At 60.9% G+C, this 26,595-nt stretch carries 25 protein-coding genes and 1 pseudogene; 7 read left to right on the top strand and 19 right to left on the bottom strand.

Features of this window, described 5'->3' with window-relative positions; all coding sequences use genetic code 11:
* The first annotated feature begins 526 nt into the window (after positions 1-526).
* The gene (locus tag HU767_RS20525; RefSeq protein ID WP_186706906.1) at positions 527-907 is read left to right on the top strand and encodes a helicase; all 381 of its coding nucleotides are present in this window, start codon (positions 527-529) and stop codon (positions 905-907) included.
* Between the two features lie 210 nt (positions 908-1,117).
* On the opposite strand, the gene HU767_RS20520 is transcribed toward HU767_RS20525, so the two are convergent.
* The 6 genes from HU767_RS20520 to exbB all read right to left on the bottom strand — a co-directional run bounded on the left by HU767_RS20520 (position 1,118) and on the right by exbB (position 8,096).
* Positions 1,118-2,515, bottom strand: a complete 1,398-nt coding sequence (locus HU767_RS20520; protein ID WP_186706905.1) for an aminoacyl-tRNA deacylase and HDOD domain-containing protein — start codon at positions 2,513-2,515, stop codon at positions 1,118-1,120.
* A 79-nt stretch (positions 2,516-2,594) separates the two neighbouring features.
* Positions 2,595-4,670, bottom strand: a complete 2,076-nt coding sequence (gene recG, locus HU767_RS20515; RefSeq protein WP_186730336.1) for an ATP-dependent DNA helicase RecG — start codon at positions 4,668-4,670, stop codon at positions 2,595-2,597.
* 9 nt (positions 4,671-4,679) lie between these two features.
* Positions 4,680-5,600 (bottom strand): hydrogen peroxide-inducible genes activator, encoded by a 921-nt coding sequence (locus HU767_RS20510; RefSeq protein WP_186706903.1) that lies wholly within the window; start codon positions 5,598-5,600, stop codon positions 4,680-4,682.
* 325 nt (positions 5,601-5,925) lie between these two features.
* Positions 5,926-6,681, bottom strand: a complete 756-nt coding sequence (locus HU767_RS20505) for an energy transducer TonB (RefSeq protein WP_186730335.1) — start codon at positions 6,679-6,681, stop codon at positions 5,926-5,928.
* Complete coding sequence (gene exbD, locus HU767_RS20500) at positions 6,678-7,106, bottom strand: TonB system transport protein ExbD (protein WP_053126573.1); 429 nt, start codon at positions 7,104-7,106, stop codon at positions 6,678-6,680. Before exbD ends, HU767_RS20505 begins: the two co-directional genes overlap by 4 nt.
* 6 nt (positions 7,107-7,112) lie before the next feature.
* Entirely contained in the window at positions 7,113-8,096 is a 984-nt protein-coding gene (exbB, locus tag HU767_RS20495; protein ID WP_186706901.1) for a tonB-system energizer ExbB, read from the bottom strand.
* Between the two features lie 187 nt (positions 8,097-8,283).
* Between exbB and HU767_RS20490 the strand changes: the two genes are divergently transcribed.
* The gene (locus HU767_RS20490) at positions 8,284-9,141 is read left to right on the top strand and encodes an SDR family oxidoreductase (protein WP_186706900.1); all 858 of its coding nucleotides are present in this window, start codon (positions 8,284-8,286) and stop codon (positions 9,139-9,141) included.
* A 133-nt stretch (positions 9,142-9,274) separates the two neighbouring features.
* Here HU767_RS20490 and HU767_RS20485 read toward each other — a convergent pair whose 3' ends face one another.
* The 6 genes from HU767_RS20485 to HU767_RS20460 all read right to left on the bottom strand — a co-directional run bounded on the left by HU767_RS20485 (position 9,275) and on the right by HU767_RS20460 (position 14,580).
* The gene (locus HU767_RS20485; protein WP_186730334.1) at positions 9,275-10,015 is read right to left on the bottom strand and encodes a hypothetical protein; all 741 of its coding nucleotides are present in this window, start codon (positions 10,013-10,015) and stop codon (positions 9,275-9,277) included.
* A 55-nt stretch (positions 10,016-10,070) separates the two neighbouring features.
* Positions 10,071-10,451, bottom strand: a complete 381-nt coding sequence (locus HU767_RS20480; protein ID WP_186706898.1) for a RidA family protein — start codon at positions 10,449-10,451, stop codon at positions 10,071-10,073.
* Positions 10,452-10,486: 35 nt separating this feature from the next.
* Complete coding sequence (gene spoT / locus HU767_RS20475; protein ID WP_053126562.1) at positions 10,487-12,592, bottom strand: bifunctional GTP diphosphokinase/guanosine-3',5'-bis pyrophosphate 3'-pyrophosphohydrolase; 2,106 nt, start codon at positions 12,590-12,592, stop codon at positions 10,487-10,489.
* A 60-nt stretch (positions 12,593-12,652) separates the two neighbouring features.
* Entirely contained in the window at positions 12,653-12,916 is a 264-nt protein-coding gene (gene rpoZ, locus HU767_RS20470) for a DNA-directed RNA polymerase subunit omega (protein WP_003177259.1), read from the bottom strand.
* A 167-nt stretch (positions 12,917-13,083) separates the two neighbouring features.
* On the bottom strand, positions 13,084-13,704 hold the full coding sequence (gmk, locus tag HU767_RS20465) for a guanylate kinase (RefSeq protein ID WP_053126561.1): 621 nt from the start codon (positions 13,702-13,704) through the stop codon (positions 13,084-13,086).
* 12 nt (positions 13,705-13,716) lie between these two features.
* On the bottom strand, positions 13,717-14,580 hold the full coding sequence (locus HU767_RS20460; protein ID WP_186706897.1) for a YicC/YloC family endoribonuclease: 864 nt from the start codon (positions 14,578-14,580) through the stop codon (positions 13,717-13,719).
* Between the two features lie 265 nt (positions 14,581-14,845).
* Here HU767_RS20460 and rph point away from each other — a divergent pair, with 265 nt between their 5' ends.
* The 4 genes from rph (at position 14,846) to gltS (ending at position 18,446) form a co-directional block, all read left to right on the top strand.
* Entirely contained in the window at positions 14,846-15,568 is a 723-nt protein-coding gene (rph, locus tag HU767_RS20455; RefSeq protein WP_003177262.1) for a ribonuclease PH, read from the top strand.
* Positions 15,569-15,598: 30 nt separating this feature from the next.
* Entirely contained in the window at positions 15,599-15,967 is a 369-nt protein-coding gene (locus HU767_RS20450; RefSeq protein WP_186706896.1) for a DUF4870 domain-containing protein, read from the top strand.
* A gap of 290 nt (positions 15,968-16,257) precedes the next feature.
* Positions 16,258-16,788, top strand: coding sequence for a heme-binding protein (locus tag HU767_RS20445; RefSeq protein WP_186730333.1), 531 nt, complete (start codon positions 16,258-16,260; stop codon positions 16,786-16,788).
* A gap of 449 nt (positions 16,789-17,237) precedes the next feature.
* A complete protein-coding gene (gene gltS / locus HU767_RS20440) occupies positions 17,238-18,446 on the top strand; it encodes a sodium/glutamate symporter (protein WP_186730332.1) in 1,209 nt (402 codons plus the stop codon).
* Between the two features lie 95 nt (positions 18,447-18,541).
* Here gltS and HU767_RS20435 read toward each other — a convergent pair whose 3' ends face one another.
* Positions 18,542-19,321: an exodeoxyribonuclease III gene (locus HU767_RS20435; RefSeq protein ID WP_013694557.1), complete on the bottom strand. Its 780-nt coding sequence runs from the start codon at positions 19,319-19,321 to the stop codon at positions 18,542-18,544.
* Positions 19,322-19,403: 82 nt separating this feature from the next.
* Between HU767_RS20435 and pyrE the strand changes: the two genes are divergently transcribed.
* Positions 19,404-20,048, top strand: a complete 645-nt coding sequence (gene pyrE / locus HU767_RS20430; RefSeq protein WP_186730331.1) for an orotate phosphoribosyltransferase — start codon at positions 19,404-19,406, stop codon at positions 20,046-20,048.
* A 45-nt stretch (positions 20,049-20,093) separates the two neighbouring features.
* On the opposite strand, the gene HU767_RS20425 is transcribed toward pyrE, so the two are convergent.
* The 6 genes and pseudogenes from HU767_RS20425 to coaBC all read right to left on the bottom strand — a co-directional run bounded on the left by HU767_RS20425 (position 20,094) and on the right by coaBC (position 26,511).
* Positions 20,094-20,963, bottom strand: a complete 870-nt coding sequence (locus HU767_RS20425) for a hypothetical protein (protein WP_186706892.1) — start codon at positions 20,961-20,963, stop codon at positions 20,094-20,096.
* The gene (locus HU767_RS20420; protein WP_186730330.1) at positions 20,951-22,009 is read right to left on the bottom strand and encodes a type IV toxin-antitoxin system AbiEi family antitoxin; all 1,059 of its coding nucleotides are present in this window, start codon (positions 22,007-22,009) and stop codon (positions 20,951-20,953) included. Before HU767_RS20420 ends, HU767_RS20425 begins: the two co-directional genes overlap by 13 nt.
* Positions 22,010-22,253: 244 nt before the next feature.
* On the bottom strand, positions 22,254-23,159 hold the full coding sequence (gene argB, locus HU767_RS20415) for an acetylglutamate kinase (protein ID WP_003206871.1): 906 nt from the start codon (positions 23,157-23,159) through the stop codon (positions 22,254-22,256).
* Positions 23,160-23,186: 27 nt separating this feature from the next.
* Positions 23,187-24,590, bottom strand: a pseudogene (locus HU767_RS20410) (phosphomannomutase/phosphoglucomutase); the annotation flags it as partial.
* A gap of 252 nt (positions 24,591-24,842) precedes the next feature.
* Positions 24,843-25,298 carry a dUTP diphosphatase gene (gene dut, locus HU767_RS20405; protein WP_186730329.1) on the bottom strand — a complete coding sequence of 152 codons (456 nt, stop codon included), beginning with the start codon at positions 25,296-25,298 and terminating at the stop codon, positions 24,843-24,845.
* 4 nt (positions 25,299-25,302) lie between these two features.
* On the bottom strand, positions 25,303-26,511 hold the full coding sequence (gene coaBC, locus HU767_RS20400; protein WP_003206865.1) for a bifunctional phosphopantothenoylcysteine decarboxylase/phosphopantothenate--cysteine ligase CoaBC: 1,209 nt from the start codon (positions 26,509-26,511) through the stop codon (positions 25,303-25,305).
* Positions 26,512-26,595: the final 84 nt, after the last annotated feature.

Here is a 26,595-nt window from a genome sequence, read left to right as displayed (position 1 = left end):
TCAGGTGAATAGAAAGGCATGACCATACTCTTGCCGCCCCCGAAATGCTTTTAGGAATTTGGAGAGGCGACAACTAGCCTGACACCGGGGGCCCACAGTTGTTTTTGGGGCGATCGAAATGTCCGCAACACCCCCAATCCCCTGTGGGAGCGAGCCTGCTCGCGAAGGCGTCGGTTCAGCTTGCATCATTGTTGCCTGACACTCCGCTATCGCGAGCAGGCTCGCTCCCACAGTGGATTGGCGTTGAACTTGAGCTCCGGTTCGAAACAGAACCCTGTGGGAGCAAAGCTTGCTCGCGATGGCGCTGGTTCAGCCTGCATCAATGCAAAGCTCTATACCTTGGCGCCGGGCGCCACCGCCTCCTTGGTTTCCAAATGATCCAAGATCTTTTGATTTTGAATTCGTGACTTGGCAGTCATCTTTCGCGAAAACCAGCTGATCTTCCGCTAAAGCGATCCGATGATGGCGTTGCGCCGAAGAATCGCTAAACTGCCAGCCATTGATCTTTTCTCACGAGGCTGTGCCCATGAAATTTCGTTTTCTGTTGTGGATGCTGGGGTTGTTGATGGGCAAGGCCAGCCGGACCAACCCGGCGTTCCAACAGCAGTTGGGCGACAAGGAGTTGGTGTTCCAGCTGCAAACCCTGGATGGCAAGGTCGCCCGGCATTTCACCGTGAAGAACCAGCGCATCACCAGCCAGTCCGGGGTTTACCCGACCCCGGCCTTCGCCATCGCCTTCAAGGACGCCGCCTATGGCTTCGCGACGATGCAGGCCAAGAACAAGCAGTTGGCATTCATGACGGGGATTCAGGACAAGTCGATCCAGATCAAGGGCAACCCGGCGCTGGTGATCTGGTTCCAGGGGCTGACCAAGTACCTGAAGCCGAGGAAACCTAAAGCCAAGTGACTCCCCTGTGGCGAGGGAGCTTGCTCCCGCTGGGCGGCGAAGCGGCCCCAAACGGATTGACACGGTCTTCCAGGCAGATCGCGTCGGCAGGTTTTGCGGCTGCTACGCAGCCGAGCGGGAGCAAGCTCCCTCGCCACAAAAGCTCTTCAGTCAGCAGCCAATGAGCTCATCAGGCAGTTAGCCATCAATGAGCTATGAATCAGCCGGGCATCAGTGGCCGAACTGCGAAGCCAGTTCCCGCAGCAGCACTTCGGCCTCAAGCACCTTGCTGACCACATCGTTGGCCTTTTCCCGGGTCAGGCCCACACGTTCGAGCAACGCATCCGGGATGTCTTCATCCGGGCCGGAGCCGATGCTGCGCGAGCGCAGCAAGCGCACGGCCAGGCACACCAGGTTCGGGTAGGCGGCGTATTCGCCGTCGTAGTGCGGGTCGTGCTGGAAGCGCAGGGCGGTGGCCAGTTCGTCGGGCATGTCCCAGTAGCGCATCAGCCAGGCGCCGATCTGCTCGCGGCTGATGCCCAGCAAGTGTTGCTCCACGTAGCTGTGGCACAGGTGCGGGTTGACCTCCAGGTGTCGGCAGATCAGCGAGAAGTGCGGCGGGAACACATGGGCCAGCAGTAGATAACCAAAGTTGTGCAGCAGGCCGGACAGGTAGGTCAGGCCGCCTTCGGGACGCTGGGCCCGCGGCATGGCGCGGGTCAGGCCTTCGATGACGGCGGCGGTGTAGATCGACTGGTGCCAGTACGGCGTGGTGTGTTGCGGATGGTCCTTGGGCAGGCTCAGGGTTTTGCCCAGGGCCAGGCCCAGTGCCAGGTTGATCACCAGGTCGAAGCCCAGCACCCGGACGATGGCGTCTTCCACCGAGCGAATCTTGCCGGGCGAGGCGTAGTAGGGCGAGGCGGCCCAGCTCACCACTTGCGCGGCCAGGGCTGGATCGGTCTCTACCACACCGGTGATGTCATCGATGGTGGCGTCGGGGTCGACCCGCAGCTTGATAATTTTTTGCGCGGTTTCAGCCAGCGGCGGGATCTCGATGGTTTCTTCCAGCCGTTGCTGGATACGCCGGGCGGTAAACGCTTGCACAGCCTGGGTGATTTCCGCGCGGTCGTCGTGCGGACGGTCCAGGTTGGGGGTGATGTTGCTCACGGCTTCGCCAAATGTCGCGGCGCTGGCCTTGGTGAGCATGGTCTTGAACGCTTCGCTGGTCACTTCCAGCAGCAGCCCCGGCTCGCCGGAGTTGATCAGCAATTTGGGTTCGCGCAGCAGGCTTTCTTCGTACAGGCACGGTGAGCTGGTCAGCGCCGGCAGGCCGGGCAGCAGGCTCAGGCTGTGTTTGCCGAGCATGCGCTCCAGGCGTTCGGTCGGCACCGCCGTGAGCTTGCGACCGGTGAGTTCGGCCAGGCGATTGAGGTCCAGCAGCTGGCTTTGTGGAAACAGCACCATGAGCGCGCCAACGGCATCGTGCAGCAACACCGCCTGCACCTTGCGGGCTGGGTTCAGGCCGGGTCGTTCGAGTACTTCGTCATAGCCGATGCCCAATTTCTCGAGCAACAGCCGAATAACAGACGGAGCGTGCGGGGCTTCGGGGACGAGGGCAGCTTCTGTCATGGTCTGTATCCGTTTTCCTACAAGTTGGTCAGTATAACCAGCTTGTCCGGCACGCGGGTCTTGAAAACTGAGCGCGTGCTCACACTTGGCCGTATTGCTGCCCATGACGCAGCCAGCGATCCAGCAGCGGGCTGACGTGGTCGGGCCAGCGTTCCAGCAGGGCCTGGGCGGCGTCGCGTACGGCAGGGAGCAGATCGGCGTCGCGCATCAGGTCGGCTACCTTGAATTGAAGCAGACCGGTCTGGCGCGTGCCGAGCATTTCACCGGGGCCGCGCAATTCGAGGTCTTTTTCGGCGATGACGAAACCGTCGTTGGTTTCGCGCATGATCCCCAGCCGTTGGCGCCCGATCTGCGACAGTGGCGGGTGATAGAGCAAGACGCAATGGCTGGCGGCGCTGCCCCGGCCCACCCGGCCGCGCAGCTGGTGCAACTGCGCCAGGCCCAGGCGCTCGGGGTTTTCGATGATCATCAGGCTGGCGTTTGGCACGTCGACGCCGACCTCGATCACCGTGGTGGCGACCAGCAGTTGCAGGGCGCCGGCCTTGAATTGAGCCATGACCGCGGCTTTCTCGGCGGGTTTCATGCGGCCGTGGATCAGCCCGACCTTCAACTCGCCGAGGGCGGCGGTGAGGTCCTCGAAGGTGGTTTCGGCCGCCTGGCAGGTCAGCTCTTCCGACTCTTCGATCAATGTGCACACCCAATAGGCCTGCCGCCCTTCGGCACAGGCGCTGCGCACGCGCTCGATCACTTCCACTCGTCGGGTATCGGTGACCAGCACGGTGTTGACCGGTGTGCGGCCGGGGGGCAGTTCGTCGAGGATCGAGGTGTCGAGGTCGGCGTAGGCGCTCATCGCCAGGGTCCGTGGGATCGGCGTGGCGGTCATGATCAGTTGATGAGGGCACATGCGCCCACCCACGCCTTTCTGCCGCAAAGCCAGGCGTTGTTGCACGCCGAAGCGGTGCTGTTCGTCGATGATCACCAAGGCCAGGTTCTTGAACTGCACTTCATCCTGGAACAGCGCATGGGTGCCGACCACCATCGGCGCGCCTCCGGCGATCTGCGCCAGGGCGGCGGCGCGGTTCTTGCCCTTGAGCTTGCCGGCCAGCCAGGCGACTTCAATGCCCAGTGGTTCGAGCCAGCGCTGGAAGGTGATGAAATGTTGCTCGGCGAGGATCTCGGTGGGCGCCATCAACGCCACTTGATAACCGGCTTCCAAGGCCTGCAGCGCGGCGAGGGCGGCAACCACGGTCTTGCCGGCGCCGACATCGCCCTGGATCAGCCGCAGCATCGGCTCGGGCTGGCTCAGGTCGTAGGCGATTTCGTTGCCCACCCGTTGCTGGGCGCCCGTCGGGGTGAAGCCGAGATTGGCCAGGTAGCGGGCCGGCAGGTCCTTGGCCTTGGGCATGGCCGGGGCGCGCAGGGAACGCAGGCTTTCGCGCAGGCGTTGCTGGGACAGTTGATGGGTCAGCAGTTCTTCGAACGCGAGGCGATGCTGGGCCCAGTGATGGCCGAGGGCGAGTTCGTCGACGTCGGCATCGGCGGGCGGATGGTGCAGGTAGCGGATCGCATCGGCCAGCGGCGCCAACTGGTAATCCCGGGCCAGTTCCGTGGGCAGCCAGTCGGGCAGGCTGCTGGGGCCCAGTAGCGTCAGGGTTTGCTGGCAGAGCTGGCGCAAACGTTGTTGGGTCAGGCCTTCGGTGAGCGGATAGACCGGGGTCAGGGTTTCATCCACGGGCGGCGGCTCGTCACCGGTAATGCTGCGGTATTCCGGGTGATAGATCTCCAGCCCCGACGCCCCGGGCCGTGCTTCGCCGTAGCAACGCACGCGGGTGCCGCGCTTGAGGCCTTCCTTTTGCGCATTGCTGAAGTGATAGAAACGCAGGCTGAGCCCACCGGTGCCATCCTGCAGGCGCACCACCAGGCTGCGACGACGGCCCATGACCACATCGGCGCCGCTGACGGTGCCTTCAATCACCGCGTCCTGCCCCGGGCGCAGATGGCCAATGGGCACCACGCGGGTGCGGTCCTGATAGCGTAACGGCAGGTGAAACAGCAGGTCCTGGAGGTTTTCCAGGCCGACCTTGGCCAGTTTTTCGGCCATGGCTTCACCGACACCCTTGAGTGTCGTGACCGGCACTTTCGACAGCTCAGTCATGGCAGCGGCTTACTTGGCAGCGGGCGGCTTGGCCACGGAGCACAGGCGGATCGAGTCGGCGAGGATTTCGATGGCCTTGGGCCGCGGGAAGCTGGCGCGCCAGGCGATGGCAACGGTGCGGAACGGCACGGGTGGCGTCAGCGGGCGGACTTCGATCACGCCAGGGGAGTAATGATGACTGTCCACCGCCGACAGCGGCAGGATCGAGATACCCAGGCCGGAAGCGACCATGTGGCGAATGGTTTCCAGGGAGCTGGATTCCACCGTGGTGTGCTTGGCGCCTTCGCTGCCCTTGGTCAGGGTCGGGCAGGCTTCGAGCACCTGGTCGCGGAAGCAGTGGCCTTCGCCGAGCAGCAGCAAGCTCTTGTCGTTGAGCAGGGCGGCGTCGATGGTTTTTTTCTGGGTCCAGGGGTGCTCTGCCGGCATCAGGACGTAGAACGGTTCGTCATAGAGCGGCAGGGTCAGGACATCGGCTTCGTTGAACGGCAGGGCGATGATGATCGCGTCCAGCTCGCCGTTGCGCAGCTTGTCGCGCAGCACGTGGGTGAAATTTTCTTCGATGTACAACGGCATCTGCGGGGCGACCCGGTGCAGTTGCGGGATCAGGTGCGGGAACAGGTACGGGCCGACGGTGTAGATCGCGCCGACTTTCAGCGGGGCGGTCAGTTGGTTCTTGCCGGCCTGGGCCAGTTCGCGAATGCCTTGGGCCTGTTCAAGGACCTTCTGTGCCTGGGCGACGATGCCTTCGCCCACCGGGGTCAGGCGCACGGCGCTTTTGCTGCGCTCGAAAATCAGCACACCGAGTTCGTCTTCAAGTTTTTTCACACCCACCGACAGCGTCGGCTGGCTGACGTGGCAACGCTCGGCCGCATGGCCGAAATGCTGCTCTTGGGCGAGGGTCACGATGTAGCGTAATTCTGTGAGGGTCATGGCGAGCGTCCGTGAAGTTGCGAGCCAAGCATACCGGCTGCAATCGATAGACGCACGTTATCAGACTGGGGGTGCGGTGGGACACTGGCGAATGTCTGTGGGGCGTTGCTGGATATGAAAAAGGCATCTTTCGATGCCTTTATGTCGGTTGTGCTCATTGTGGCGAGGGAGCTTGCTCCCGCTGGCCTGCGCAGCAGGCCTCTGGTGCGGCGAACGCGGTCTGCCTGATGCAGCACATTCGCTGGTTTTGGGGCCGCTTCGCGGCCCAGCGGGAGCAAGCTCCCTCGCCACAGGATTCAACCTGCCATCGGATTGCCAGATTGAGTCAACGCCGGCGCTTGTCGATGGAGTACACGAACGGTGCCGTCAGTTCGATGGTGCCGTTGGTCAGTAACTCCGCCGGTGGCTTGGGCAGCGGCTGGGCGCGGCGGATCATCTCCAGGGTGGCCCGGTCCAGCAACTCCGTGCCGGAACTGCCCACCAATTCGAATGACAACACGTTGCCGTCGGCATCCACCACGAAACGCAGGCGGTTGGTGCCTTCCTTGTTCATCTGCTGGGCTCTGGGCGGGTACTTCTTGTACTTGCCCAGATGCGCCAGCAGTGTGCCCTGCCAATTGGCCTTGGCAGCCGATTGCGCGGGCGACGGGCCAGGCGCCGGTTGCGCGGACTTCTCGGCCACTGACTGGGTCGGCGGCGTGTCGCTGGGCTTCTGCTCCGACGGCTGTTCCTTCGGCGGCTCGGGTTTTTTCTCCACCGGTTTGGGCTTGGGCGGTTGAGGCTTGGGCTTGGGCTTGACCGGCTTGGGCACGGCGATTTCAGGCTTCGGTGCTTCGGCGAGTTTAGGCAGCGGCAGCTCTTCCACCGGCTCGGGCGGTTGCGGCGGTGTGACGACTTTTGGCGGTGCCGGTGGCGGCGGGGCTGGGACCGGCGCCAGCTCGACCATCATCGCCTGGGGCGGCAACTCGATGGGTGCTCGCGTGGTCCAGTTCAGCGCCAGGGCGATGGCGAGCGCATGCACGCCCAGCACCACTGCCAGGCTACCGCTGTAACGCGTCAGCTTTTGGCGCGTCGTGATCATTTTTTAGGCGCCGTCTCGAGTCCGACCAGGCCGACTTTCAGGTAGCCGGCGCTTCGCAGCGCGTCCATCACGCTCATCAGGTCGCCGTAGTCCACGCCTTTATCGGCCTGGAAGAAGATCGTCGTGTCCTTCTTACCTTGGGTCTTGGCGTCGAGGGTCGCGCCGAGGGTGTCGGCCTTGACCTCTTCCTCACCGAGGAACAGGCGCTGATCGGCCTTGACGCTGAGGAACACTGGTTTCTCCGGCCGCGGCGAAGGCTTGGCCGTCGACGCCGGCAGGTCGACCTTGATGTCCACGGTGGCCAGTGGGGCGGCCACCATGAAGATGATCAACAGCACCAGCATCACGTCGATGAACGGCGTGACGTTGATTTCGTGGTTCTCGGCCAGATCGTCGTCTGCGCCTTCTTTCAAATGCAGGCCCATGGCCGATTACCCCACTTTCACCATGTGCGGTTGCGAGCCACGCTCGGGCGGCAAGTGGTCGAGATCACGGCTGACCAGCAGCAGGACTTCAGCCGAAGCGTCGGAAACCTGGGCCTTGTAGCCAGCAATGGAGCGGGCGAAGACGTTGTAGATCACCACCGCCGGGATCGCCGCGACCAGGCCCAGTGCCGTTGCCAGCAGGGCTTCGGCAATACCCGGAGCGACGACGGCGAGGTTGGTGGTCTGGGTCTTGGCGATGCCGATGAAGCTGTTCATGATGCCCCACACGGTGCCGAACAGGCCGACGAACGGCGCGGTGGAACCAATGGTGGCGAGCACGCCGGTGCCGCTGCTCATGTTGCGACCGCAGGCGGCGACCAGGCGCTCGAGGCGGAAGCTCACGCGCTCCTTGATGCCTTCCTTCTCGCGGCTGTTGGCCGACAGGCGCATCTCTTCGAGGGCGTCATGCACCAGCAGGTTGGCGAGGGTGCCTTCCTTCGCCGCGGTGGCGCTGGCTTCCTTGAGGGTGGCGGCTTTTTTCAGGGCGGCGATTTCACCGCGCAAGCGACGCTTGGCACCCAGCAGCTCGAAGCCTTTGGCGATCCAGATGGTCCAGGTGATGATCGAGGCGATGGCCAGACCGATCATCACGATCTTCACGATGATGTCGGCGTTCTGGTACATGCCCCATGGCGACAGGTCGTGGGCCATGCCCAGGGTATTGTCGGCTTCGAGCACTTCAGGTGCATCGGCCTCGACGGCTTGGGCCGGGTCGGTGGCGGCCGGCGTCGCAACGGGAGCGGCTGGATCGGCAGGCGCCTGGGCAGCAGCAGGTGCGGCGGCCGGAGTCGTCGCTGGGGTCGTGGCGGGCGCCTGTGCATCGGCGAAGGCCGCGGCAGGTGCCAGCAACAGGCTGAACAACAAGGCGGCTACCGTGCTCCAGGCACGAGGTCGATTGGTTGGCGAAGCGGGGGATAGAGAGCGTTTCATGCTGGCCGGACCTGAGAAAAAAAGAAGGTTGATGTTCTTCCAGGCCTCGTGGGCCGAGAACAAAAGTGGCGAGCATTATTGCAAGTAATTCTTGTTAACAAAAGTAATACAGTTACTTTTTTTGTCGCATGGCTAGCCGCTCATCCCCCACGGAGGCTAGTCTGCGGCTTTGCCAGAGGAGTTCTTGATGTCCGCGCCTTCTGTTTTGATCGCCGGCTGCGGTGATATCGGCGGCCGCCTGGCCAGCCAGTTAGTGGCCGAACATTGGCAAGTCCATGGCCTGCGGCGCACGGTTTCGAACTTGCCGGCGGGTGTCATCGGGGTGGCAGGGGATTTATTCAGCGAGCAATGCCCCGCCGACTGGCCCACCGGGTCCCTGGATTACCTGGTGTACAGCGCGGCGGCCACCGACCATGACGAGGCGGGCTATCGCAGCGCTTACGTCGAAGGGTTGCAGCATGTGCTGGGCTGGCTGAAGCAGCATGGCCAACGGCCCAAGCGCCTGTTGTTTGTGTCCAGCAGCAGTGTGTATGGGCAGCAGCAGGGCGAATGGGTGGATGAAACGTCGCCCACCGTGGCCGGCGGATATTCCGGTCGATTGATGCTCGAAGCCGAGCAAGTCGCCCTGGACAGCGGCATTCCGGCCAGTCGCGTGCGCCTGACCGGCATTTATGGTCCAGGTCGGGAGTGGTTGCTGAGCCAGGTGCGCCAGGGTTATCGCGTGGTGATCGACCCGCCGCTGTACGCCAATCGTATCCACGCTGACGACGCGGCCGGCTTGCTGGCGTTTCTGCTGGAGGCTGATCGCCAAGGCAAGGTGCTGGACGACTGCTACATCGGCGTCGACAATGCCCCTGCGCCGTTGGCCGAAGTCGTGGGCTGGCTGCGGGAATTCATGGGTGTTACCGAGTGGGCCGAAGATGCCAGCGTGCGGCGCGCCGGCAGCAAGCGCTGCAGCAATGCCCGGGCGAAGGCCTTGGGCTGGACGCCGCGTTATCCGAGTTTTCGCGAGGGGTATGCGGCGATTCTGGAAGGGCGCTGCTGATTCGCCTGACACCCCAAAGCACCTGTGGGAGCGGGCTTGCTCGCGAAGGGGCCCTGACATTCAACATCTTCGTTGACTGCCATGCCGTCTTCGCGAGCAAGCCCGCTCCCACATGAGAGTTGCGTCGTGGCTCCTACTGCTTTTCAAGCACCCACTGCCGGTTGCCCGGCGTGAACGAAGGCATTTCATCCGCCAATGCCGCATTCACGGTCTGGAAAATCTCCAGCTTCTTGCCGTCGCGGGCAAAGATCCATGTATTGCCCTGGCCGTTTTGTTGCAGCCAGATGTTGTCGTTGCCGCCGCTCATGGAGGCGCAATCGCCGGCCAGGCACAAGGCGTAGCGATCGGCACCCGGCAGGCCGCTGACCTGGCCGTCGGGTTGGAATTGCACGGTGGCGCCCTGGCCGGGGCCGCTGGTGATGTTCCACGCGCCGCCGAGGTAAGCGGCATACAGCGCGCGCTCGAAACTGGCACCGATGGGTGCGCCTTCCGGTACCTGCACTTGCGCGCGGTCGAACACCTGCTGCGGTTCGTTCTCGGTGGCGGCCTGGCTCAACTGGTCGCCGTCGCGCTTGAGTTCGCTGGCGGAGCTGCCGTAGAAGTCGACTTTCCAAGCGCCGTCTTCTTCGCCCAGCAACTTGCCTTCGACGTTTTCAAAACCGTTGGTGTAGCGCGCCTGGCCGGCCCGGGTGTTGACGTCCCATTCCAGGTTCGGGCCATAGCCTTGCAGCGCTTCGCGCAGCGGGCCGCCCTTGGCGGCAGCGTCGATGGCCGCCTGGTTGATCCAGGTGCCGCTGATGTCACGGTCGGCAGGGTCGCTGGCGCAGCCGCCCAGAAGCAGGGCTGCCAGCGAGAGAGCAAGCGCTTTGCGCATGGTGGAATCCTTTCAAGACGAAAACGGCGCAGCGGGGGAAGCTGCGCCGACCTTATTACTCGAGGACCAGGATGGCATCCATCTCGACCTGCGAGCCCTTCGGCAGGGCCGCTACGCCGATGGCGGCGCGGGCAGGGTAGGGCTGGTCGAAGTATTTGCCCATGATCTCGTTGACCTTGGCAAAGTGGCTCAGGTCGGTGAGGAAGATATTCAGCTTGACGATGTCCTTGAACGAACCACCGGCAGCCTCGGCCACGGCCTTGAGGTTTTCGAACACCTGCACGGTCTGGGCTTCGAAGCCTTCCACCAGTTCCATGGTTTTCGGGTCCAGTGGGATCTGGCCCGACATGTACACCGTGTTGCCGGCCTTGATCGCCTGGGAATAGGTGCCGATGGCGGCTGGGGCCTTGTCGCTGGTGATTACGGTCTTGGTCATCGATGACTCCTTGTAAGGAATAGGCTATTGAGGCGTTATGCGCGCATCCGGGTGATGCGGATAACGCCGGTCAGGGCGCGCAGCTTCTTGATTACGCGGGCCAGGTGCACACGGTCGTGCACGCTGACCACCAATTGGACGACGCTGATGCGACCATCGCGCTCGTCCATGCTGATTTTTTCGATATTGCCGTCGGCGGCGTTGACGCTGCTGGCCAGCAGGGCGATCAGGCCGCGCTGGTGTTCCAGCTCGACTCGCAGCTCGACATTGAACTCGCCAGTGACATCCTTGGCCCACGAAAGCTGAATGCATTTTTCCGGGTTGTGGCGGATTTCGCTGATGTTGCGGCAGTTGTCCAGGTGCACCACCATTCCCTTGCCGGCGGACAGGTGGCCGACAATCGGATCGCCCGGGATCGGCGTGCAACACTTGGCATAGCTGAGCACCAGGCCCTCGGTGCCGCGAATCGCCAGCGGGCCTTCGGGGCTTGGCAGCTGTTCGCCTTCGCCGAGCAGGCGACGGGCGACGACATAGGCCATGCGATTGCCCAGGCCGATGTCTTCGAGCAGGTCTTCGATCAATTCGAGACGGTATTCGTGGAGCATCACCTGCACCCGCTCACCCGGAATCTTGTCCAGGGAGCTGTCGAAGCCGTTCAGGACCTTGTTCAGCAGGCGTTCGCCGAGGCTGATGGATTCGGAGCGACGTTGCAGCTTCAGCGCGTGACGGATGTGCGTGCGGGCCTTGCCGGTGACCACGAAATTGAGCCACGCCGGGTTGGGGCGCGCGCCGGGGGCGCTGACGATCTCCACCGTGGAGCCACTTTGCAGCGGTTCGGACAACGGTGCCAGGCGGCGGTTGATGCGACAGGCAATGCAGCTGTTGCCGACGTCGGTGTGCACCGCATAGGCAAAGTCCACGGCCGTGGAGCCCTTGGGCAGCTCCATGATTCGGCCCTTGGGCGTGAAGACGTAGACCTCGTCCGGGAACAGGTCGATCTTCACGCTCTCGATGAATTCCAGGGAGTTGCCTGCGCGCTGCTGCATTTCCAGCACGCCCTTGACCCACTGCCGGGCGCGGGCGTGGGTGCTCTTGGGCTGTTCGTCACCGCTGGATTTGTAGAGCCAGTGGGCGGCGATGCCGTTGTTGGCCATCTCTTCCATTTCACGGGTGCGGATCTGGATTTCGATCGGCACGCCGTGCATGCCGAAGAGCGTGGTGTGCAGCGACTGGTAGCCGTTGGCCTTGGGGATCGCGATGTAGTCCTTGAAGCGCCCCGGCAACGGTTTGTACAAATTATGCACAGCCCCCAGCACGCGGTAGCAGGTGTCGACCTTGTCGACGATGATCCGGAAGGCGTAGACGTCCATGATCTCGTTGAAGGCCCGGCGCTTGCCGCGCATTTTCTTGTAGATGCCGTAGAGATGTTTCTGGCGCCCGCTGACTTCGCCTTCGATGCCGTCGATGGCCAGGCAGTGGCTCAGGGACTCTTCGATCTTGTTGACGATTTCCTTGCGGTTGCCCCGGGCGCGCTTGACGGCCTGGTTGATCCGCGCAGAACGCATCGGGTGCATGGCCTTGAAGCCCAGGTCTTCGAACTCGATGCGGATGGCATGCATGCCCAGGCGATTGGCGATGGGGGCGTAGATTTCCAGGGTTTCCTTGGCGATGCGCCGGCGTTTTTCGCCGGACAGCACTTCCAGGGTGCGCATGTTGTGCAGGCGGTCGGCGAGCTTGACCAGGATCACGCGGATGTCGCGTGCCATGGCCATGGCCATTTTCTGAAAGTTTTCGGCCTGGGCCTCGGCCTTGGTCTCGAAGTTCATCTGGGTCAGCTTGCTGACCCCGTCGACCAGTTCGGCCACGGTTTCGCCGAACTGCGCTTGCAGCGCTTCCTTGGCAATGCCGGTGTCTTCGATCACGTCATGCAGCATCGCCGCCATCAGGCTCTGATGGTCCATGTGCATGTCGGCAAGAATGTTCGCCACCGCAAGCGGGTGCGTGACGTACGCCTCGCCGCTGCGTCGGCGTTGGCCGTCGTGGGCTTGTTCGGCGTAGAAATAGGCTCGGCGGACCAGGTTGACCTGGTCCGTGCCGAGGTAGGCCGATAAGCGATCGGCGAGGGCGTCTATGCTCGGCATGATGGTGACTCCTGCCGTTTGCTGTGACCCCGCGCCGTGCTACGTCGACCAGGCATAGGCTTAGACCGCCTCGTTGGACTCGTCCTCGAACGCTGCGAACAGCGGTTCGTCTTCGACGATCTCAGCGTTGGCGATGAACTCGTAGCTCATCAGGCCTTCGGCGATTTCACGCAGCGCTACCACGGTAGGCTTGTCGTTTTCCCACTGGACCAATGGCTCTTTGCCGCCGGTGGCCAGTTGACGGGCACGCTTGGTAGAGAGCATGACCAGCTCAAAGCGGTTTTCCACGTGTTCTAGGCAGTCTTCAACGGTTACGCGGGCCATGGTATTCCTCGGAGCGAATGCAATATGCGCGCTGCCCGGTTGGGCGAGCGGACTCGACAGTTTAAAAAAACACCAGCGTTTAGGGAAGCGCTGATTTTTTAACCAAACCCCTCGGCGCGCTGCGAGTACCAATGTAAAGCCGTCGCAGCGGTTTTGGGAAGGGCTGTTCAGCCCAGTAGTTCGGCCAATAATTTACCGAAACGTTGCTGCTGGCGTTTCTGTTGCAGCTGGCTGGCGCGGAAAATCGCCTTCAGGTCGTCCAGCGCGTGGGCGAAATCGTCGTTGATGATCAGGTAATCGTAGTCGACGTAGTGGCTCATTTCGCTGACCGCTTCACGCATCCGGCCTTCTATGATCTCGTCGCTGTCCTGGCCGCGGTTGGTCAGGCGCTGGCGCAAGGCCTGTTGGCTCGGGGGAAGGATGAAGATCGAGCGGGCCTGGGGCATCAGCTTGCGCACCTGCTCGGCGCCTTGCCAGTCGATTTCCAGGATCAGGTCATGGCCTTCGTCGAGGGTCTGCTGCAGATAGCTTTGCGACGTGCCGTAGAGGTTGCCAAAGACTTCGGCGCGCTCCAGGAAGTCGCCGTGCTCGGCCATCTTCACGAACTCTTCGCGGTCGACGAAGTGATAGTTCACGCCGTTGACTTCGCCCGGGCGCATGGCACGGGTGGTGTGCGAGACCGAGACGCGGATCTGCGGCTCGGCGTCGATCAGCGCCTTGACCAGGCTGGTCTTGCCGGCGCCCGAGGGCGCGGAAATGATGTAGAGAGTGCCGGTGCTGTGGGTCATGTCGGGTTAGCCTTACTCAATGTTCTGCACTTGTTCGCGCATTTGCTCGATCAACACTTTGAGGTTGACCGCTGCCTGGGTGCTGCGCGGGTCGAAGGCTTTGGAGCCCAGTGTATTGGCTTCGCGGTTGAGCTCTTGCATCAGGAAGTCGAGGCGGCGACCGGCCGCGCCGCCGGACTTGAGCACCCGGCGGACTTCGATGATGTGGGTGCTCAGGCGATCCAGTTCTTCGGCCACGTCGCTCTTTTGCGCGAGCATGACCATTTCCTGTTCCAGGCGTTGCGGGTCCAGCTCGGCCTTCATGTCGGCGAAACGATCGAGGACCTTCTGGCGCTGGGTTGCGAGCATCTGCGGGACCAGCTCGCGCAGGGTGCCGACGTCTTCTTCGATGGAGGTCAGGCGCTCGTTGATCAGCCGGGCCAGCTCCGCGCCTTCACGCTCGCGACCGGCCTTGAGCTCTTTCAGGCCTTGGTTGAACAATGCCAGCGCTTCCGCGTTCAGCGCCTGGGGGTCGCTCGCGTCACCCACCAGCACGCCGGGCCAGGCCAGGACTTCCAGCGGATTCAGGGCCGCGGGGTTTTTGATCAGGCTGGCGACGGTTTCGGCGGCAGCGACCAACTGCGCGGCGCGCTCGCGGTCCACTTGCAGGGGGTTACCGGTGCTTTCTTCGGTGAAACGCAGGGTGCATTCCAGCTTGCCTCGGGACAGGCCCTGGCGCAGCGCTTCGCGCACGTTGCCTTCCAGGTCGCGGAAGGACTCGGGCAGGCGCAGGTGCGGCTCCAGGTAACGGCTGTTGACCGAGCGCAGCTCCCAGCTCAGCGTGCCTTGGGCCCCGGCTTTCTCGACGCGGGCGAAGGCGGTCATGCTGTGCACCATGGGGGTTCCTCGCAATGCAGGCCGGCCACAACCAATGGGTGCGGGGCCTGGGATCTGTGGATAAATGCTGAAGGACAGCAAAGGCGCGGGATTGTAGCGCAGTGGGACCCAAGCGCCCAAACAGCTCCGGCAACAAACCGCTGCAGCCCGTCGGCCGGGGCTTCGGGCGCGTTCACCGGTCGCGTCAGCTTTTTTAAACTGCCCTCTGGCGGCCCACGGCTCTATAATGTCCGGCAGTTTTCCGTCCTCTGTACAGGTGTTCCCTATGAAACGTCCAAGTGGTCGCGCTGCCGATCAGCTTCGCTCGATCCGCATTACCCGCAACTACACCAAACACGCCGAGGGATCTGTACTGGTCGAATTCGGTGATACCAAGGTCATCTGCACCGTCAGCGTCGAAAACGGCGTACCACGGTTTCTCAAGGGTCAAGGCCAGGGCTGGTTGACCGCCGAATACGGCATGCTGCCGCGCGCCACCGGCGAGCGGAACCAGCGTGAGGCCAGCCGTGGCAAGCAGGGCGGCCGCACCCTGGAAATCCAGCGTCTGATCGGCCGTTCGCTGCGCGCCGCGCTGGACATGTCCAAGCTGGGCGACGTGACGCTGTATGTCGATTGCGACGTGATCCAGGCCGACGGCGGCACGCGTACGGCTTCCATTACCGGGGCCATGGTTGCGCTGGTCGATGCCTTGAAAGTGATCAAGAAGCGCGGCGGCCTCAAGGGCGGTGACCCGCTCAAGCAAATGATCGCCGCCGTGTCCGTGGGCATGTACCAGGGCGAGCCGGTGCTGGACCTGGATTACCTGGAAGATTCCGCCGCCGAGACCGACCTGAACGTGGTCATGACCAGCGCCGGTGGTTTCATCGAAGTCCAGGGCACCGCCGAGGGCGCGCCGTTCCAGCCGGAAGAATTGAACGCTATGCTGGAATTGGCGAAGAAAGGCATGAACGAGATCTTCGAACTGCAAAAGGCCGCCTTGGCCGACTGATCGTTGTGCGCTTCAGACAAGGAGAATGTCATGAGTGATGAGCAAGTCCTGTTGCCCCAGCCGAGCAAAGAAGTGCGGCAATGGGCGATGTTTTGTCACCTGTCTGCACTAGTGGGAATTTTCATTCCGTTCGGTTCGCTGATCGGGCCGCTGGTCATCTGGCAGATCAAGCGCGAATCCGACCCGTTCATCGATGCCCAGGGCAAGGAAGCGCTGAACTTCCAGATCACCGTGGCGATCGCCGCGGCGATCAGCCTGCTGCTGATGATCGTGGTGATCGGCTTCTTCCTGTTCGGCCTGGTGGCCATCGGTGCGCTGGTGCTGACCATCATTGGCGGCGTGAAGGCCAATGAAGGGCAGCCGTATCGGTATCCGTTTACCTGGCGGTTGGTTAAGTAACACCCAGGTGAGTATTCGGCGGCAGCTTCCTCGTGGAGTGCCGCCGATTGCTTTGTTACTGCCTATGTTCGCAAATTGCGACCCTGGGCCCCTCTGAAGTTCGACGATCTATAAGTAAAGCGGCGCAGTACGGTGTCGGCATGAAGGTCATGTCGTCGCGGCTGGCGTGCGCGTGGTTACATCCTGTCCCATAAGTGGGTGGGCTTGGCCGTTATTTTTGGTCCAGTATGGTTTTTCCATCGGGGTGACTGGATGCACCTCGTGATGTTCTAACCAAAACAGGATTTGTCATGAAACTTCTAATATTTACCCTGGCTGCAGCGAGTACCTTTGCCGCCTTATCTGTTCACGCGCAAGTACCGCCCCTTGAGCCTCTATCGACCGAGGCCGTGAGTACGCAAGCCGTCATTTCACAAAAAAACCTTTCCTACGTGCATGCCATGCAACTGGCGCAGACCGCCGTTGCCGTCTGTGCCCAAAACAACCAATCGGTCGCCGCCACGGTGGTGGATCGCTCGGGAATAGTACTGGCGAGCCTGCGCTCCAATGGCGCCGGTCCGACTTCCTATGCTGGCAGTGAGCGCAAGGCTTATACCGCCGTATCCTTCAAGACCCCAACAGGCACGCTCATGGAGCGCTCGGTGAATGTCCCGAACCTGTCCAATATTCCCGGAACCCTGGCGTTGACTGGGGGCGTACCTATTAAGGTGGGTAACGATGTCATCGGCGCTATCGGAGTAGGTGGTGCACCCAACGGAAGAATCGATGAGCAATGCGCTGAGTATGCGATCAATGAAATCAGGCCGTTACTCGGATCCTAATGATCGAGCGTGTTGAAGAGCTCGATGGTTCGAAGGCTGACCCAGCTTGAATCGTTGTCCTCAAGAAGCCGATAGTGATATCGGCTTCTTGGTTTGTGCTACTGACAATGACGCGACTCATTGTGCAGTGTTGAGTTTACTTGAATACATAAGTGTTTCTCCCTTGTATGGGCTCCGGCGACGTACAGAATTATCCTACGTTGCATTACGCCTTTTACATTTTTAGTCACAACTGCAAAATGTCAGCACTACTTATCTTCTTGGCAGTCGGGGCGTTCGGTTGATAGAGTTGCCCCCAAGTTATATTCCTTCAGAAATATTTCGATATATTCAGACCATTGAAGGTCGTTGAATTAAAAGTCAACCAGTGTTGAGTAGATCAACCTGTTCAAGAGGCGTGTCCAGGTAAAAAGTTCGCCCCTGAATATATGTCCAAAGAATAAATACTCATGCTTCAGCTCGATTTCTATGGAACCCTCGTCGCCGCCTCGTTAGTGCTTTTGTTGGGGCGCGGACTTGTTAAGCGTGTTGGTTTTCTGCGTGCCTACAATATCCCTGAACCTGTTGCGGGCGGGTTGGTAGTCGCCCTGGTTCTTTTGGCTCTGCGTGGGCTTGAAGTTGAAGTTCGATTTGATACTTCATTGCAAACACCGTTGATGCTGGCGTTTTTTGCCACGATCGGCCTGAGTGCGGATTTCGCCAGCCTGAAAAGGGGTGGGCGCGTGGTGGGAATTTTCCTGCTTGCGGTGGTCGGCCTGCTGGTGGTCCAGAATGCGATGGGTATCGGGCTCGCAAAAGCGCTGGGGCTCGATCCGTTGATGGGGTTGCTGACAGGCTCGGTCACCTTGGCGGGCGGCCACGGCACGGGCGCGGCGTGGGGAACGGTGTTCAGTGAAAAGTACAACCTGGCTTCCGCCTCCGAGCTTGCGATGGCTTCCGCGACGTTTGGCTTGGTGTTGGGTGGCTTGATCGGTGGGCCGGTTGCGCGGTTGCTCATCAAGCGTGTCCAATCACCCGGCGGCCTTGAGCCAGAAAAAACCCGGATGCCCAAGGGCTTCGAGCAGCCAAACAAAGAGCGCTCGATAACGGCGTTTTCGTTTATCGAGACACTTGCTTTGATCGCGGTCAGCCTGTTGGCCGGCACGCTCTTGAATGGGCAGCTCCACGGTACTGCATTCGAATTGCCGACGTTCGTTTGCGTCTTGTTCGTGGGAGTGGTCTTGCGCAACGGGCTTTCGGCACTTGGCTTGTATCAAGTATTCGAACGAGAAGTATCCGTGCTTGGCAACGTCAGCTTGTCGTTGTTCCTGGCGATTGCCTTGATGTCACTCAAATTATGGGACCTGGCCTCATTGGCCTTGCCGATCTTCATCATCCTGGCGGCGCAGACATTGGTCATGGCACTGTTTGCGATTTTCGTGACGTTCAGGATCATGGGCAGTCACTACGATGCCGCGGTATTGGCGGCGGGACATTGCGGTTTTGGGCTGGGCGCCACGCCGACGGCCATCGCCAACATGCAAGCTGTGACGCAGCGCTACGGACCTTCGCAAATAGCGTTTCTGGTGGTGCCGATGGTGGGGGCGTTCTTCATCGATATCATTAACGTCATCGTCATCAAGTTGTACCTGGCCCTGCCGTTTTTCGCCGTGACTTGATGTTCTGGGCGGTAGCGTGCTCCATGAAAAATGCCCGTATCTTGCGATACGGGCATTTTTTTGTCCGGTCTACCGGAGGGCTATCGCCGATACGCTTAGATGGTCAGCGTCCAATCGTAATCCACGATCAGCGGCGCATGCTGCGAGAACCGTGGCTGGCGCGGCAGGCGGGCGCTGCGTACGAAGCGGCGCAACCCGGGCGTCAGCAGCTGGTAGTCGAAACGCCAGCCGAGGTTGAGCATCTCGGCCTGCTCGTTGTCTGGCCACCAGCTGTACTGGTCGCCTTCACGGCTGACTTCACGCAGGGCGTCGACATAACCCATGTTGCCAATGATCTCGTCCATCCAGGCCCGTTCCGGCGCCAGGAAACCAGGAGATTGCTGGCTGTCGCGCCAGTTCTTGATATCCAGCTTCTGTTGCGCCACGTACAGCGAGCCACAATAAATGTACTCGCGACGTTTGCGCCGCTGTTTATCAAGGTAACGGGCGAAGTCGTCCATCAACTTGAATTTCTGATTCAAATCTTCATCGCCGTTCTGCCCCGAAGGGAGCAGCAAGGTCGCGATGCTGACCTTGTCGAAATCGGCTTGCAGGTAGCGCCCGTAGCGGTCCGCCGTCTCGAAACCGAGACCGTTGATGACAGCCTTCGGTTGCAGCCGCGAGTACAAAGCCACGCCACCCTGGGCGGGGACTTCGGCATCGCAGGCATAAAGGAAGTAACCATCCAGTTGGAAGGCTGCATCGTCCAGTTCAAAGGCGGAGGCGCGGGTGTCCTGCAGGCAGATGACGTCGGCATTCTGTGCTTGCAGCCAACTGAGCAAACCACGCTCGACTGCAGCCTGAATACCATTGACGTTCACACTGATGATCCGCATAAATGGCCCCAAAAATCACGTGCGTGTATGATACACGCCGTGTACCTATTTAGCTAAATCCGCGGTATTTGAGGCTTTTTTCATGCAGGCGTATCAGCGCGATTTCATTCGCTTTGCCATCGATCGCGGCGTTTTGCGCTTCGGTGAATTCACCCTCAAGTCCGGGCGCACCAGCCCGTACTTCTTCAATGCGGGCCTGTTCAACAGCGGAACCGCCCTGGCGCAGTTGGGCCGTTTCTATGCCGCAGCCATCGTCGAGAGCGGCATCCCGTTCGACGTATTGTTTGGCCCGGCCTACAAAGGCATCCCGCTGGCTGCCACCACCGCTGTGGCCTTGGCCGAACACCACGGCCGCGACCTGCCCTGGTGCTTCAATCGCAAGGAAGCCAAGGCCCACGGCGAAGGCGGCAGCCTGGTCGGCGCGCCGCTGATCGGCGAAGTATTGATCATCGACGACGTGATCACCGCGGGCACCGCCATTCGCGAAGTGATGCAGATCATCGGTTCCCAGGAAGGCGCCAAGGCCGCTGGTGTGCTGATCGCCCTGAACCGCCAGGAGCGCGGCAACGGCGAGCTGTCGGCGATCCAGGAAGTGGAGCGCGATTTCGGCATTCCAGTGGTCAGCATTGTGTCGCTGAACCAAGTGCTGGAATTTTTGGCCGATGATCCGCAGCTCAAGCAGCATTTGCCGGCAGTGGAAGCCTACCGCGCCCAGTTCGGCGTCTAAAAACCAAGGCCCCGGAAACAGGGCCTTGTTTTTTTCAGTGAATGTTCACTCCCGTAAATGAAGGGCGCGAAGTAAGGCATCCACTTGCCCGAAAGCATCCTGCTGCCACTGATCTGGCGTCCGATCCTCAAGGATCTGGCTGTCTTCGACGAAACGCCTTACGGACGTCGGGCCATAACCGTCGGCAATATCAAATTTCTGGCAGATGTACAGAAAGCCTTGCTCGCCACTTCCGGTTTCAAGTACGGGGCGGCATTCCTGCGCGAGCGCTGCTATGCCGCCCGGAAAATTGCGAACGCAATAGTAAATGTCGTAGGCGTCTTTCTGCTTGTGTCGTCCATTAAGGGCATAGCCTTTCATTGCGAGCAGTGCCGGGATAGAGCACACGGCAACCTCGACTCGATTTGTACCGCCGGTAGGCATAGGTCCTTCAATTGCGACCATCTGATAAAACCGCATTGCCAGGTCGGCACCGTCGGCACGTTGAACTGCAAAGTCGCTCAGAATGGGCGGTTTGTTTTGAATGATCGCAGCATCGCGTGGCATCAAGAAATCCACGATCACATCTATCGGGGCTCCCCCGTCGTCCACGGGAACCTGGCGAACGAGTTGGAAGCGTCGTAACTCTCCTCTCTGCTCGTACCCATTGCCCATCAAGGCTTCGACCAGAGTCGCGTACTCGCCATCACCCAGTGCTTCTGCATCAAGGCTCAAGTCGACATCGAGTGTACCGACATGCTGCATATCGTCATTTGCAAGGAGCAGCCATGGCACTGCACCGCCAATCACTGCGAACTTTCCTTTGAAGCTACCCAGGATCTGACCCATTTCGACGAGTACTGCTTTAACTGCCACCGTCGTCCTGTCTTCATAATCCGAGGCCGATTGAGGTTCCTGCGGTACTACCGGGGCCATGTCAGTTTTTCCTGGCGTAGATATTCGGCCGCTTCCTTTGCGCGCTCGCCAGCAATGGATAGGTCCAAATAGGTTTGAACGGGGCTGGTGCATATCGCATCGGGCGCCGCTTCGACGACGTCCAAAAGGAGCCCTTCGTCCTTAGGGAGGGTAATCACCACATTTTCACCCTTGGTGACGGGGACCAGTTGCAGAGCTGTGATTAATTTTTCCAGGCCTTCACTGTCGGCGTAAAAATAATTCGTGCTGACTCGGGCGTAGGGGGCGAGCCATTGTGCGGCGGAAAACGAGGAAAATACCGTGCGTCCATAGCCTTTTTCGCCGATTACGCTGCGTGCCGCATTCTCCAGGGAGCTGCCGTGTAAGGCGGTATAGAATTTTTTACGCTCCCCGGATGGAGCCTCATAGGCTTGGACCCATGCATCCAGAAGCGATTGAGGATCGCACAGGAAAAATCCATCGCGTGTTGCTTGTCCCCATTCGCGATCAAGTAGGGCCGTGCGCACATTGCTGACTTGGCCCAAGCTCACATTGGCTGCTTCGGAGAGTTCTATCACACGCCATGCATGATCGGGCTCGCGCAACATCGTACGAAGGATCTGTGCTGACTTCGGCTTGAAGAGAGATTTCAGCCCTCTGTTTTCCGAGGGCGGCTTTTCTGCGACTTGGTGGTCGATGAATACACCATCGAACGACAGCCAGGCATTGCCCTCCAGATCCAGATAACCCACGCCTTTTTCCCGGCATGCCTGTCTCGCAGCAAGCGAAAGGTAGGGGGCTATCACGATAGGCGTGATCTCTGTACTCCTTTCACTGACGTAGTCGCGAAGTTGGAGTATGGCTGCGGTAACAAATCGGGGCTGTCCGTTGGCTTTGATGTCGCAGGCCAGGAAATGCGACTTTCCCGAAGCGTCTATTTCAACGATGAGATCAGGGGCCCAGGTTTTGGCTGGCAGCGAGATCTTCACGCTTTTTATCTCGATGACCGGTACTTTGCCTAGGAGGTCTTGAAGCGCCTCTTTCGCGTTTATTGTGAGCATTTTCATTGACAGAGACCTTTTCAACGAATGCTGAAATTACCCATTTCAGTGAAAGTAGTCCACGTATTTCAGCAAAACGGGTGGTTTCAGCGTTTGTTGAAATGGCATCATCGCTGAAAATCAAGACAGGGTAAGCTTGATGTCTTCTTGCTCGCGAAAAAAAACGCGAGCCCTGCCAGTGCAAAATGGACTTCATGTTTTGAATCCACTTTGAAAACTGCCAAGGATCGCGATTTTGGTGTGTCAGCTATCAGGGACGCTTGCGATTGCTGATCAACGTACCCACGCCGGTATCGGTGAAGATCTCCAGCAGGATCGCATTGGGCACCCGGCCGTCGATGATCAGCGAGCTGCCGACGCCGCCCTGTACCGCTTCCAGCGCGCAACGAATCTTCGGCAGCATGCCGCCGTAGATGGTGCCGTCGGCGATGAGGTCATCGACCTGCTGGGTCGACAGTCCGGTCAGGACCTTGCCCGACTTGTCCATCAGGCCGGCGATGTTGGTCAGCAGCATCAGCTTTTCAGCTTTCAGTGCCTCGGCAACCTTGCCTGCCACCAAATCGGCGTTGATGTTGTACGACTCACCGTTGGCGCCCACGCCGATGGGCGCGATGACCGGGATGAAGTCGCCCTTGACCAGCAGGTTCAGCAGGTCGGTGTTGATGCCGACTACTTCGCCCACATGACCGATGTCGATGATTTCCGGCTGGGTCATCTCCGGGGTCTGGCGGGTGACGGTGAGTTTCTTCGCCCGGATCAGCTCGGCGTCCTTGCCCGTCAGACCGATGGCGCTGCCGCCATGGCGGTTGATCAGGTTGACGATGTCCTTGTTGACCTGGCCGCCAAGGACCATCTCCACCACATCCATGGTCTGTGCATCGGTCACGCGCATGCCGTCGATGAAGTGACTCTCGATCGACAGGCGCTTGAGCAGGTCGCCGATCTGCGGGCCACCACCGTGTACGACCACCGGGTTGATGCCCACGGCCTTCATCAGCACGATGTCGCGGGCGAAGCCGGTCTTGAGCTCCTCGCTTTCCATCGCGTTGCCGCCGTATTTGATCACCAGGGTCTTGCCGACGTAGCGTCGGATATAAGGCAACGCTTCGGACAGGACCTTGGCGGTGTTGGCGGCGGCTTCGCGTTCGAGGGTCATTCAGGGCTCCGGTAGTGCTTCAAAAAATCAAAACGGTAGTTGGAGATCAGGTGCAACACGTTTGAGTTGGGCGTGGAATACGTCCTTGATGCGCTGCAGTTCCGCCTCGTTGTCGGCTTCGAAACGCAGCACCAGCACCGGTGTGGTGTTGGAGGCGCGGACCAGGCCCCAGCCTTGTGGGTAGTCGACCCGCACACCGTCGATGGTGGTCAGTTCGGCGCCTTCGCCCCACTGGGCGTCGTGCAGAGCATCAATGATGCTGAATTTGCTCTCTTCGGTCACATGGATATTGATTTCTGGCGTAGAAATATCGTTCGGGAAGGTCGCGAACAGTTCTTCGGCCGTGGATTTTTCCTTGCTGAGGATCTCCAGCAGGCGCGCGGCGCTGTAGATGCCATCATCAAAACCGAACCAGCGTTCCTTGAAAAAGATGTGGCCGCTCATTTCGCCGGCCAGCAGGGCGCCGCTCTGTTTCATTTTCTTCTTGATCAACGAGTGACCGGTTTTCCACATGAGCGGGCGACCGCCATATTCCTTGATCAGCGGCACCAGGCGACGGGTGCATTTCACGTCGAAAATGATCTCGGCATCGGGGTTGCGCGCCACCACGTCCTTGGCAAACAGCATCAGCAGGCGGTCCGGGAACACCACGCTGCCGGTATTGGTCACCACGCCCACGCGGTCGCCGTCGCCGTCGAAGGCCAGGCCCAGGTCGGCGTTGGTTTCCTTGACCTTGGCGATCAGGTCTTCGAGGTTTTCCAGCTTGCCCGGGTCCGGGTGGTGGTTGGGGAAGTTGCCGTCCACGTCGCAGAACAGCGGGATAACTTCGCAGTTCAGGGCTTCGATCAGTTGCGGGGCGATCACGCCGGCCGCGCCGTTGCCGCAATCAACTACCACTTTCAGGCGGCGGGCGAGCTTCACGTCCTTGACGATCTCGTCGTTGTAGCGAGGAAGGATATCGACCTTGGTCACGCTGCCCTGGCCGCTGCTCAGGTCGTTGGTCTTGAGGCGGGTATGCAGGGCCTGGATCTGCTCGTTGGCGAGGGTGTCGCCGGCGATGACGATCTTGAAGCCGTTGTAGTTCGACGGGTTGTGGCTACCGGTGAGCATCACCCCGGATTTACCGGCCAGCACGTTGGCGGCGTAATACAGCGCGGGCGTCGGCACCAGGCCCACGTCGCTGACGTGGCAGCCGCTGTCGGCAACGCCTTTGATCAATTGTTCGACCAGCTCGGGGCCCGACAAGCGGCCGTCACGGCCGACGCACACGTTCGGTTCGCCCTGGGCCAGGCTCTGGGAGCCAATGGCGCGGCCGATCCAGTAGGCGGTTTCGGCGGTGAGGGTTTCCGGTACCACGCCACGGATGTCGTAGGCGCGGAAAATGCTTTCAGGGAAGATCGGGGCGATTGCGGCTGGGGTGTTCATGGGCGGGGCGCTCTATCAGGAAAGTGACTGGACAGGCCGACACTGGGTGTCGGCAGGCTCAAGCTGAAGGGTATGACGGCGTTTTTGACAGAGAGTTCGTGGTGGGAAAGTGCCATGAGACAGCGGTACCCCGGCCTCGCTCGCCTAATACATTGATTCCGGATGGGAAACCTAGCAGAAAGCCATTGCGCATTTTTTGTCCTGAAACAGAAGCTTCATGAACGGGCCGGGCAGGACGCCGGGCCCGCAATCGAGCGGTCAATGGCTGCCGGAATGTCCAAAACCACCGGCGCCGCGCTGGCTCTCGTCGAATTCGTCGACCAGTTCGAAGTGGGCCTGGACCACCGGCACCAGTACCAACTGCGCGATGCGCTCGCCCACGGCAATATTGAAGGGCGTTTGGCCGCGGTTCCAGCACGACACCATCAGTTCGCCCTGGTAATCGGAATCGATCAGGCCCACCAGGTTGCCCAGCACGATGCCGTGTTTGTGGCCCAGGCCCGAGCGCGGCAGGATCAGCGCGGCCAGGCCCGGGTCGCCGATGTACACCGACAGGCCGGTAGGAATCAGTAGGGTCTGGCCTGGCTCCAGGATCGTGTCCTGCTTGAGCATCGCCCGCAGGTCGAGGCCGGCGGAGCCTGGTGTGGCGTATTGCGGCAGCGGGAATTCGCTGCCGATGCGTGGGTCGAGGATCTTGGCTTGTAGAGCGTGCATGACATTAAACCTGGTTCAGACGTTCGGCGATGAAAGTGATCAGCTGGCGGGCAATCTTGCTCTTGCTGGTCTGGGCGAAAAGTGTGGCGTGCAACTGGCGGTCGATCACGCTGCAGGCGTTTTCTTCGCTGTTGAAGCCGATGCTCGGGTTGGCCACATCGTTGGCGACGATCAAGTCGAGGTTCTTGTCCTTGAGCTTGCGGGCGGCGTAATCGAGCAGATGTTCGGTCTCGGCGGCGAAGCCGACACTGAACGGTCGGTCGGGGCGGGTGGCGATGCTGGCCAGGATGTCCGGGTTGCGCACCATTTGCAGGAGCAGGCCGTCGCCGCTTGTAGGGTCTTTCTTCAATTTTTGCGGGGCAACGACTTCGGGGCGGTAGTCCGCTACCGCAGCCGAGGCGATGAACAGGTCGCAGGGGATGGCCGCTTCGCAGGCCGCGAGCATGTCCCGGGCGCTGACCACGTCGATGCGCGTGACTCGGTCCGGGGTCGGCAGGTGCACCGGACCTGTGATCAGCGTCACCCGGGCGCCGGCTTCGACGGCGGCTTCGGCCAGGGCGAAGCCCATTTTTCCGGAGCTGTGGTTGGTGATGTAGCGCACCGGGTCGATGTTTTCCTGGGTCGGCCCGGCAGTGATCAGCACATGCTTGCCGGTCAGGGCCTGGCGCTGGAAGCAATCGGCGGCGCACTGGGCCAGGTCGGTAGCCTCAAGCATGCGCCCCATGCCGACGTCGCCGCAGGCCTGGCTGCCGGAGGCTGGGCCGAAGACTTTCAGGGCGCGGCTTTCCAGCAATTGCAGGTTGGCCTGGGTGGCCGGATCGCGCCACATGGCCTGGTTCATGGCGGGGGCGACGGCGACCACGGCGTCGGTGGCAAGCACCAGGGTGGTCAGCAGGTCGTCGGCGATGCCTTGGGCCAAACGGGCGATCAGGTCGGCCGTGGCCGGGGCGATCAGCACCAGGTCGGCCCACTTGGCCAGTTCGATATGGCCCATGGCGGCTTCGGCCGCCGGGTCGAGCAAATCCAGGTGGACCGGGTGGCCGGACAGGGCTTGCATGGTCAGCGGGGTGATGAACTCGCTGCCGCCACGGGTCATGACGACCCGTACTTCCGCGCCCTGGTCGATGAGTCGGCGAACCAGCTCGGCGCTCTTGTAGGCGGCAATGCCGCCGCCGACGCCCAGAACGATGCGTTTCCGATACAGCCGCTGCATAGGCCTGCCTTTCGATTTCAGTGGTCAGTGCAAGGCGAACCCCTTGGCAGCAGCCTGCCAGGGTGCAAATCGCCTGCAAAAAAG

The organism is Pseudomonas sp. SWRI179, from assembly GCF_014268705.1.
Classification (GTDB): domain Bacteria; phylum Pseudomonadota; class Gammaproteobacteria; order Pseudomonadales; family Pseudomonadaceae; genus Aquipseudomonas; species Aquipseudomonas zanjanensis.
Note: the sequence above shows the minus strand (reverse complement) of the source record. Positions and strands in the feature narration are given on the sequence as shown.

Bases quoted from the DNA above. Each gene is read 5' to 3' on its own strand.
- HU767_RS20525 (WP_186706906.1), top strand. From the start codon at position 527: ATGAAATTTCGTTTTCTGTTGTGGATGCTGGGGTTGTTGATGGGCAAG.
- HU767_RS20520 (WP_186706905.1), bottom strand. From the start codon at position 2,515: ATGACAGAAGCTGCCCTCGTCCCCGAAGCCCCGCACGCTCCGTCTGTT.
- recG (WP_186730336.1), bottom strand. From the start codon at position 4,670: ATGACTGAGCTGTCGAAAGTGCCGGTCACGACACTCAAGGGTGTCGGT.
- HU767_RS20510 (WP_186706903.1), bottom strand. From the start codon at position 5,600: ATGACCCTCACAGAATTACGCTACATCGTGACCCTCGCCCAAGAGCAG.
- HU767_RS20505 (WP_186730335.1), bottom strand. From the start codon at position 6,681: ATGATCACGACGCGCCAAAAGCTGACGCGTTACAGCGGTAGCCTGGCA.
- exbD (WP_053126573.1), bottom strand. From the start codon at position 7,106: ATGGGCCTGCATTTGAAAGAAGGCGCAGACGACGATCTGGCCGAGAAC.
- exbB (WP_186706901.1), bottom strand. From the start codon at position 8,096: ATGAAACGCTCTCTATCCCCCGCTTCGCCAACCAATCGACCTCGTGCC.
- HU767_RS20490 (WP_186706900.1), top strand. From the start codon at position 8,284: ATGTCCGCGCCTTCTGTTTTGATCGCCGGCTGCGGTGATATCGGCGGC.
- HU767_RS20485 (WP_186730334.1), bottom strand. From the start codon at position 10,015: ATGCGCAAAGCGCTTGCTCTCTCGCTGGCAGCCCTGCTTCTGGGCGGC.
- HU767_RS20480 (WP_186706898.1), bottom strand. From the start codon at position 10,451: ATGACCAAGACCGTAATCACCAGCGACAAGGCCCCAGCCGCCATCGGC.
- spoT (WP_053126562.1), bottom strand. From the start codon at position 12,592: ATGCCGAGCATAGACGCCCTCGCCGATCGCTTATCGGCCTACCTCGGC.
- rpoZ (WP_003177259.1), bottom strand. From the start codon at position 12,916: ATGGCCCGCGTAACCGTTGAAGACTGCCTAGAACACGTGGAAAACCGC.
- gmk (WP_053126561.1), bottom strand. From the start codon at position 13,704: ATGACCCACAGCACCGGCACTCTCTACATCATTTCCGCGCCCTCGGGC.
- HU767_RS20460 (WP_186706897.1), bottom strand. From the start codon at position 14,580: ATGGTGCACAGCATGACCGCCTTCGCCCGCGTCGAGAAAGCCGGGGCC.
- rph (WP_003177262.1), top strand. From the start codon at position 14,846: ATGAAACGTCCAAGTGGTCGCGCTGCCGATCAGCTTCGCTCGATCCGC.
- HU767_RS20450 (WP_186706896.1), top strand. From the start codon at position 15,599: ATGAGTGATGAGCAAGTCCTGTTGCCCCAGCCGAGCAAAGAAGTGCGG.
- HU767_RS20445 (WP_186730333.1), top strand. From the start codon at position 16,258: ATGAAACTTCTAATATTTACCCTGGCTGCAGCGAGTACCTTTGCCGCC.
- gltS (WP_186730332.1), top strand. From the start codon at position 17,238: ATGCTTCAGCTCGATTTCTATGGAACCCTCGTCGCCGCCTCGTTAGTG.
- HU767_RS20435 (WP_013694557.1), bottom strand. From the start codon at position 19,321: ATGCGGATCATCAGTGTGAACGTCAATGGTATTCAGGCTGCAGTCGAG.
- pyrE (WP_186730331.1), top strand. From the start codon at position 19,404: ATGCAGGCGTATCAGCGCGATTTCATTCGCTTTGCCATCGATCGCGGC.
- HU767_RS20425 (WP_186706892.1), bottom strand. From the start codon at position 20,963: ATGGCCCCGGTAGTACCGCAGGAACCTCAATCGGCCTCGGATTATGAA.
- HU767_RS20420 (WP_186730330.1), bottom strand. From the start codon at position 22,009: ATGAAAATGCTCACAATAAACGCGAAAGAGGCGCTTCAAGACCTCCTA.
- argB (WP_003206871.1), bottom strand. From the start codon at position 23,159: ATGACCCTCGAACGCGAAGCCGCCGCCAACACCGCCAAGGTCCTGTCC.
- dut (WP_186730329.1), bottom strand. From the start codon at position 25,298: ATGCACGCTCTACAAGCCAAGATCCTCGACCCACGCATCGGCAGCGAA.
- coaBC (WP_003206865.1), bottom strand. From the start codon at position 26,511: ATGCAGCGGCTGTATCGGAAACGCATCGTTCTGGGCGTCGGCGGCGGC.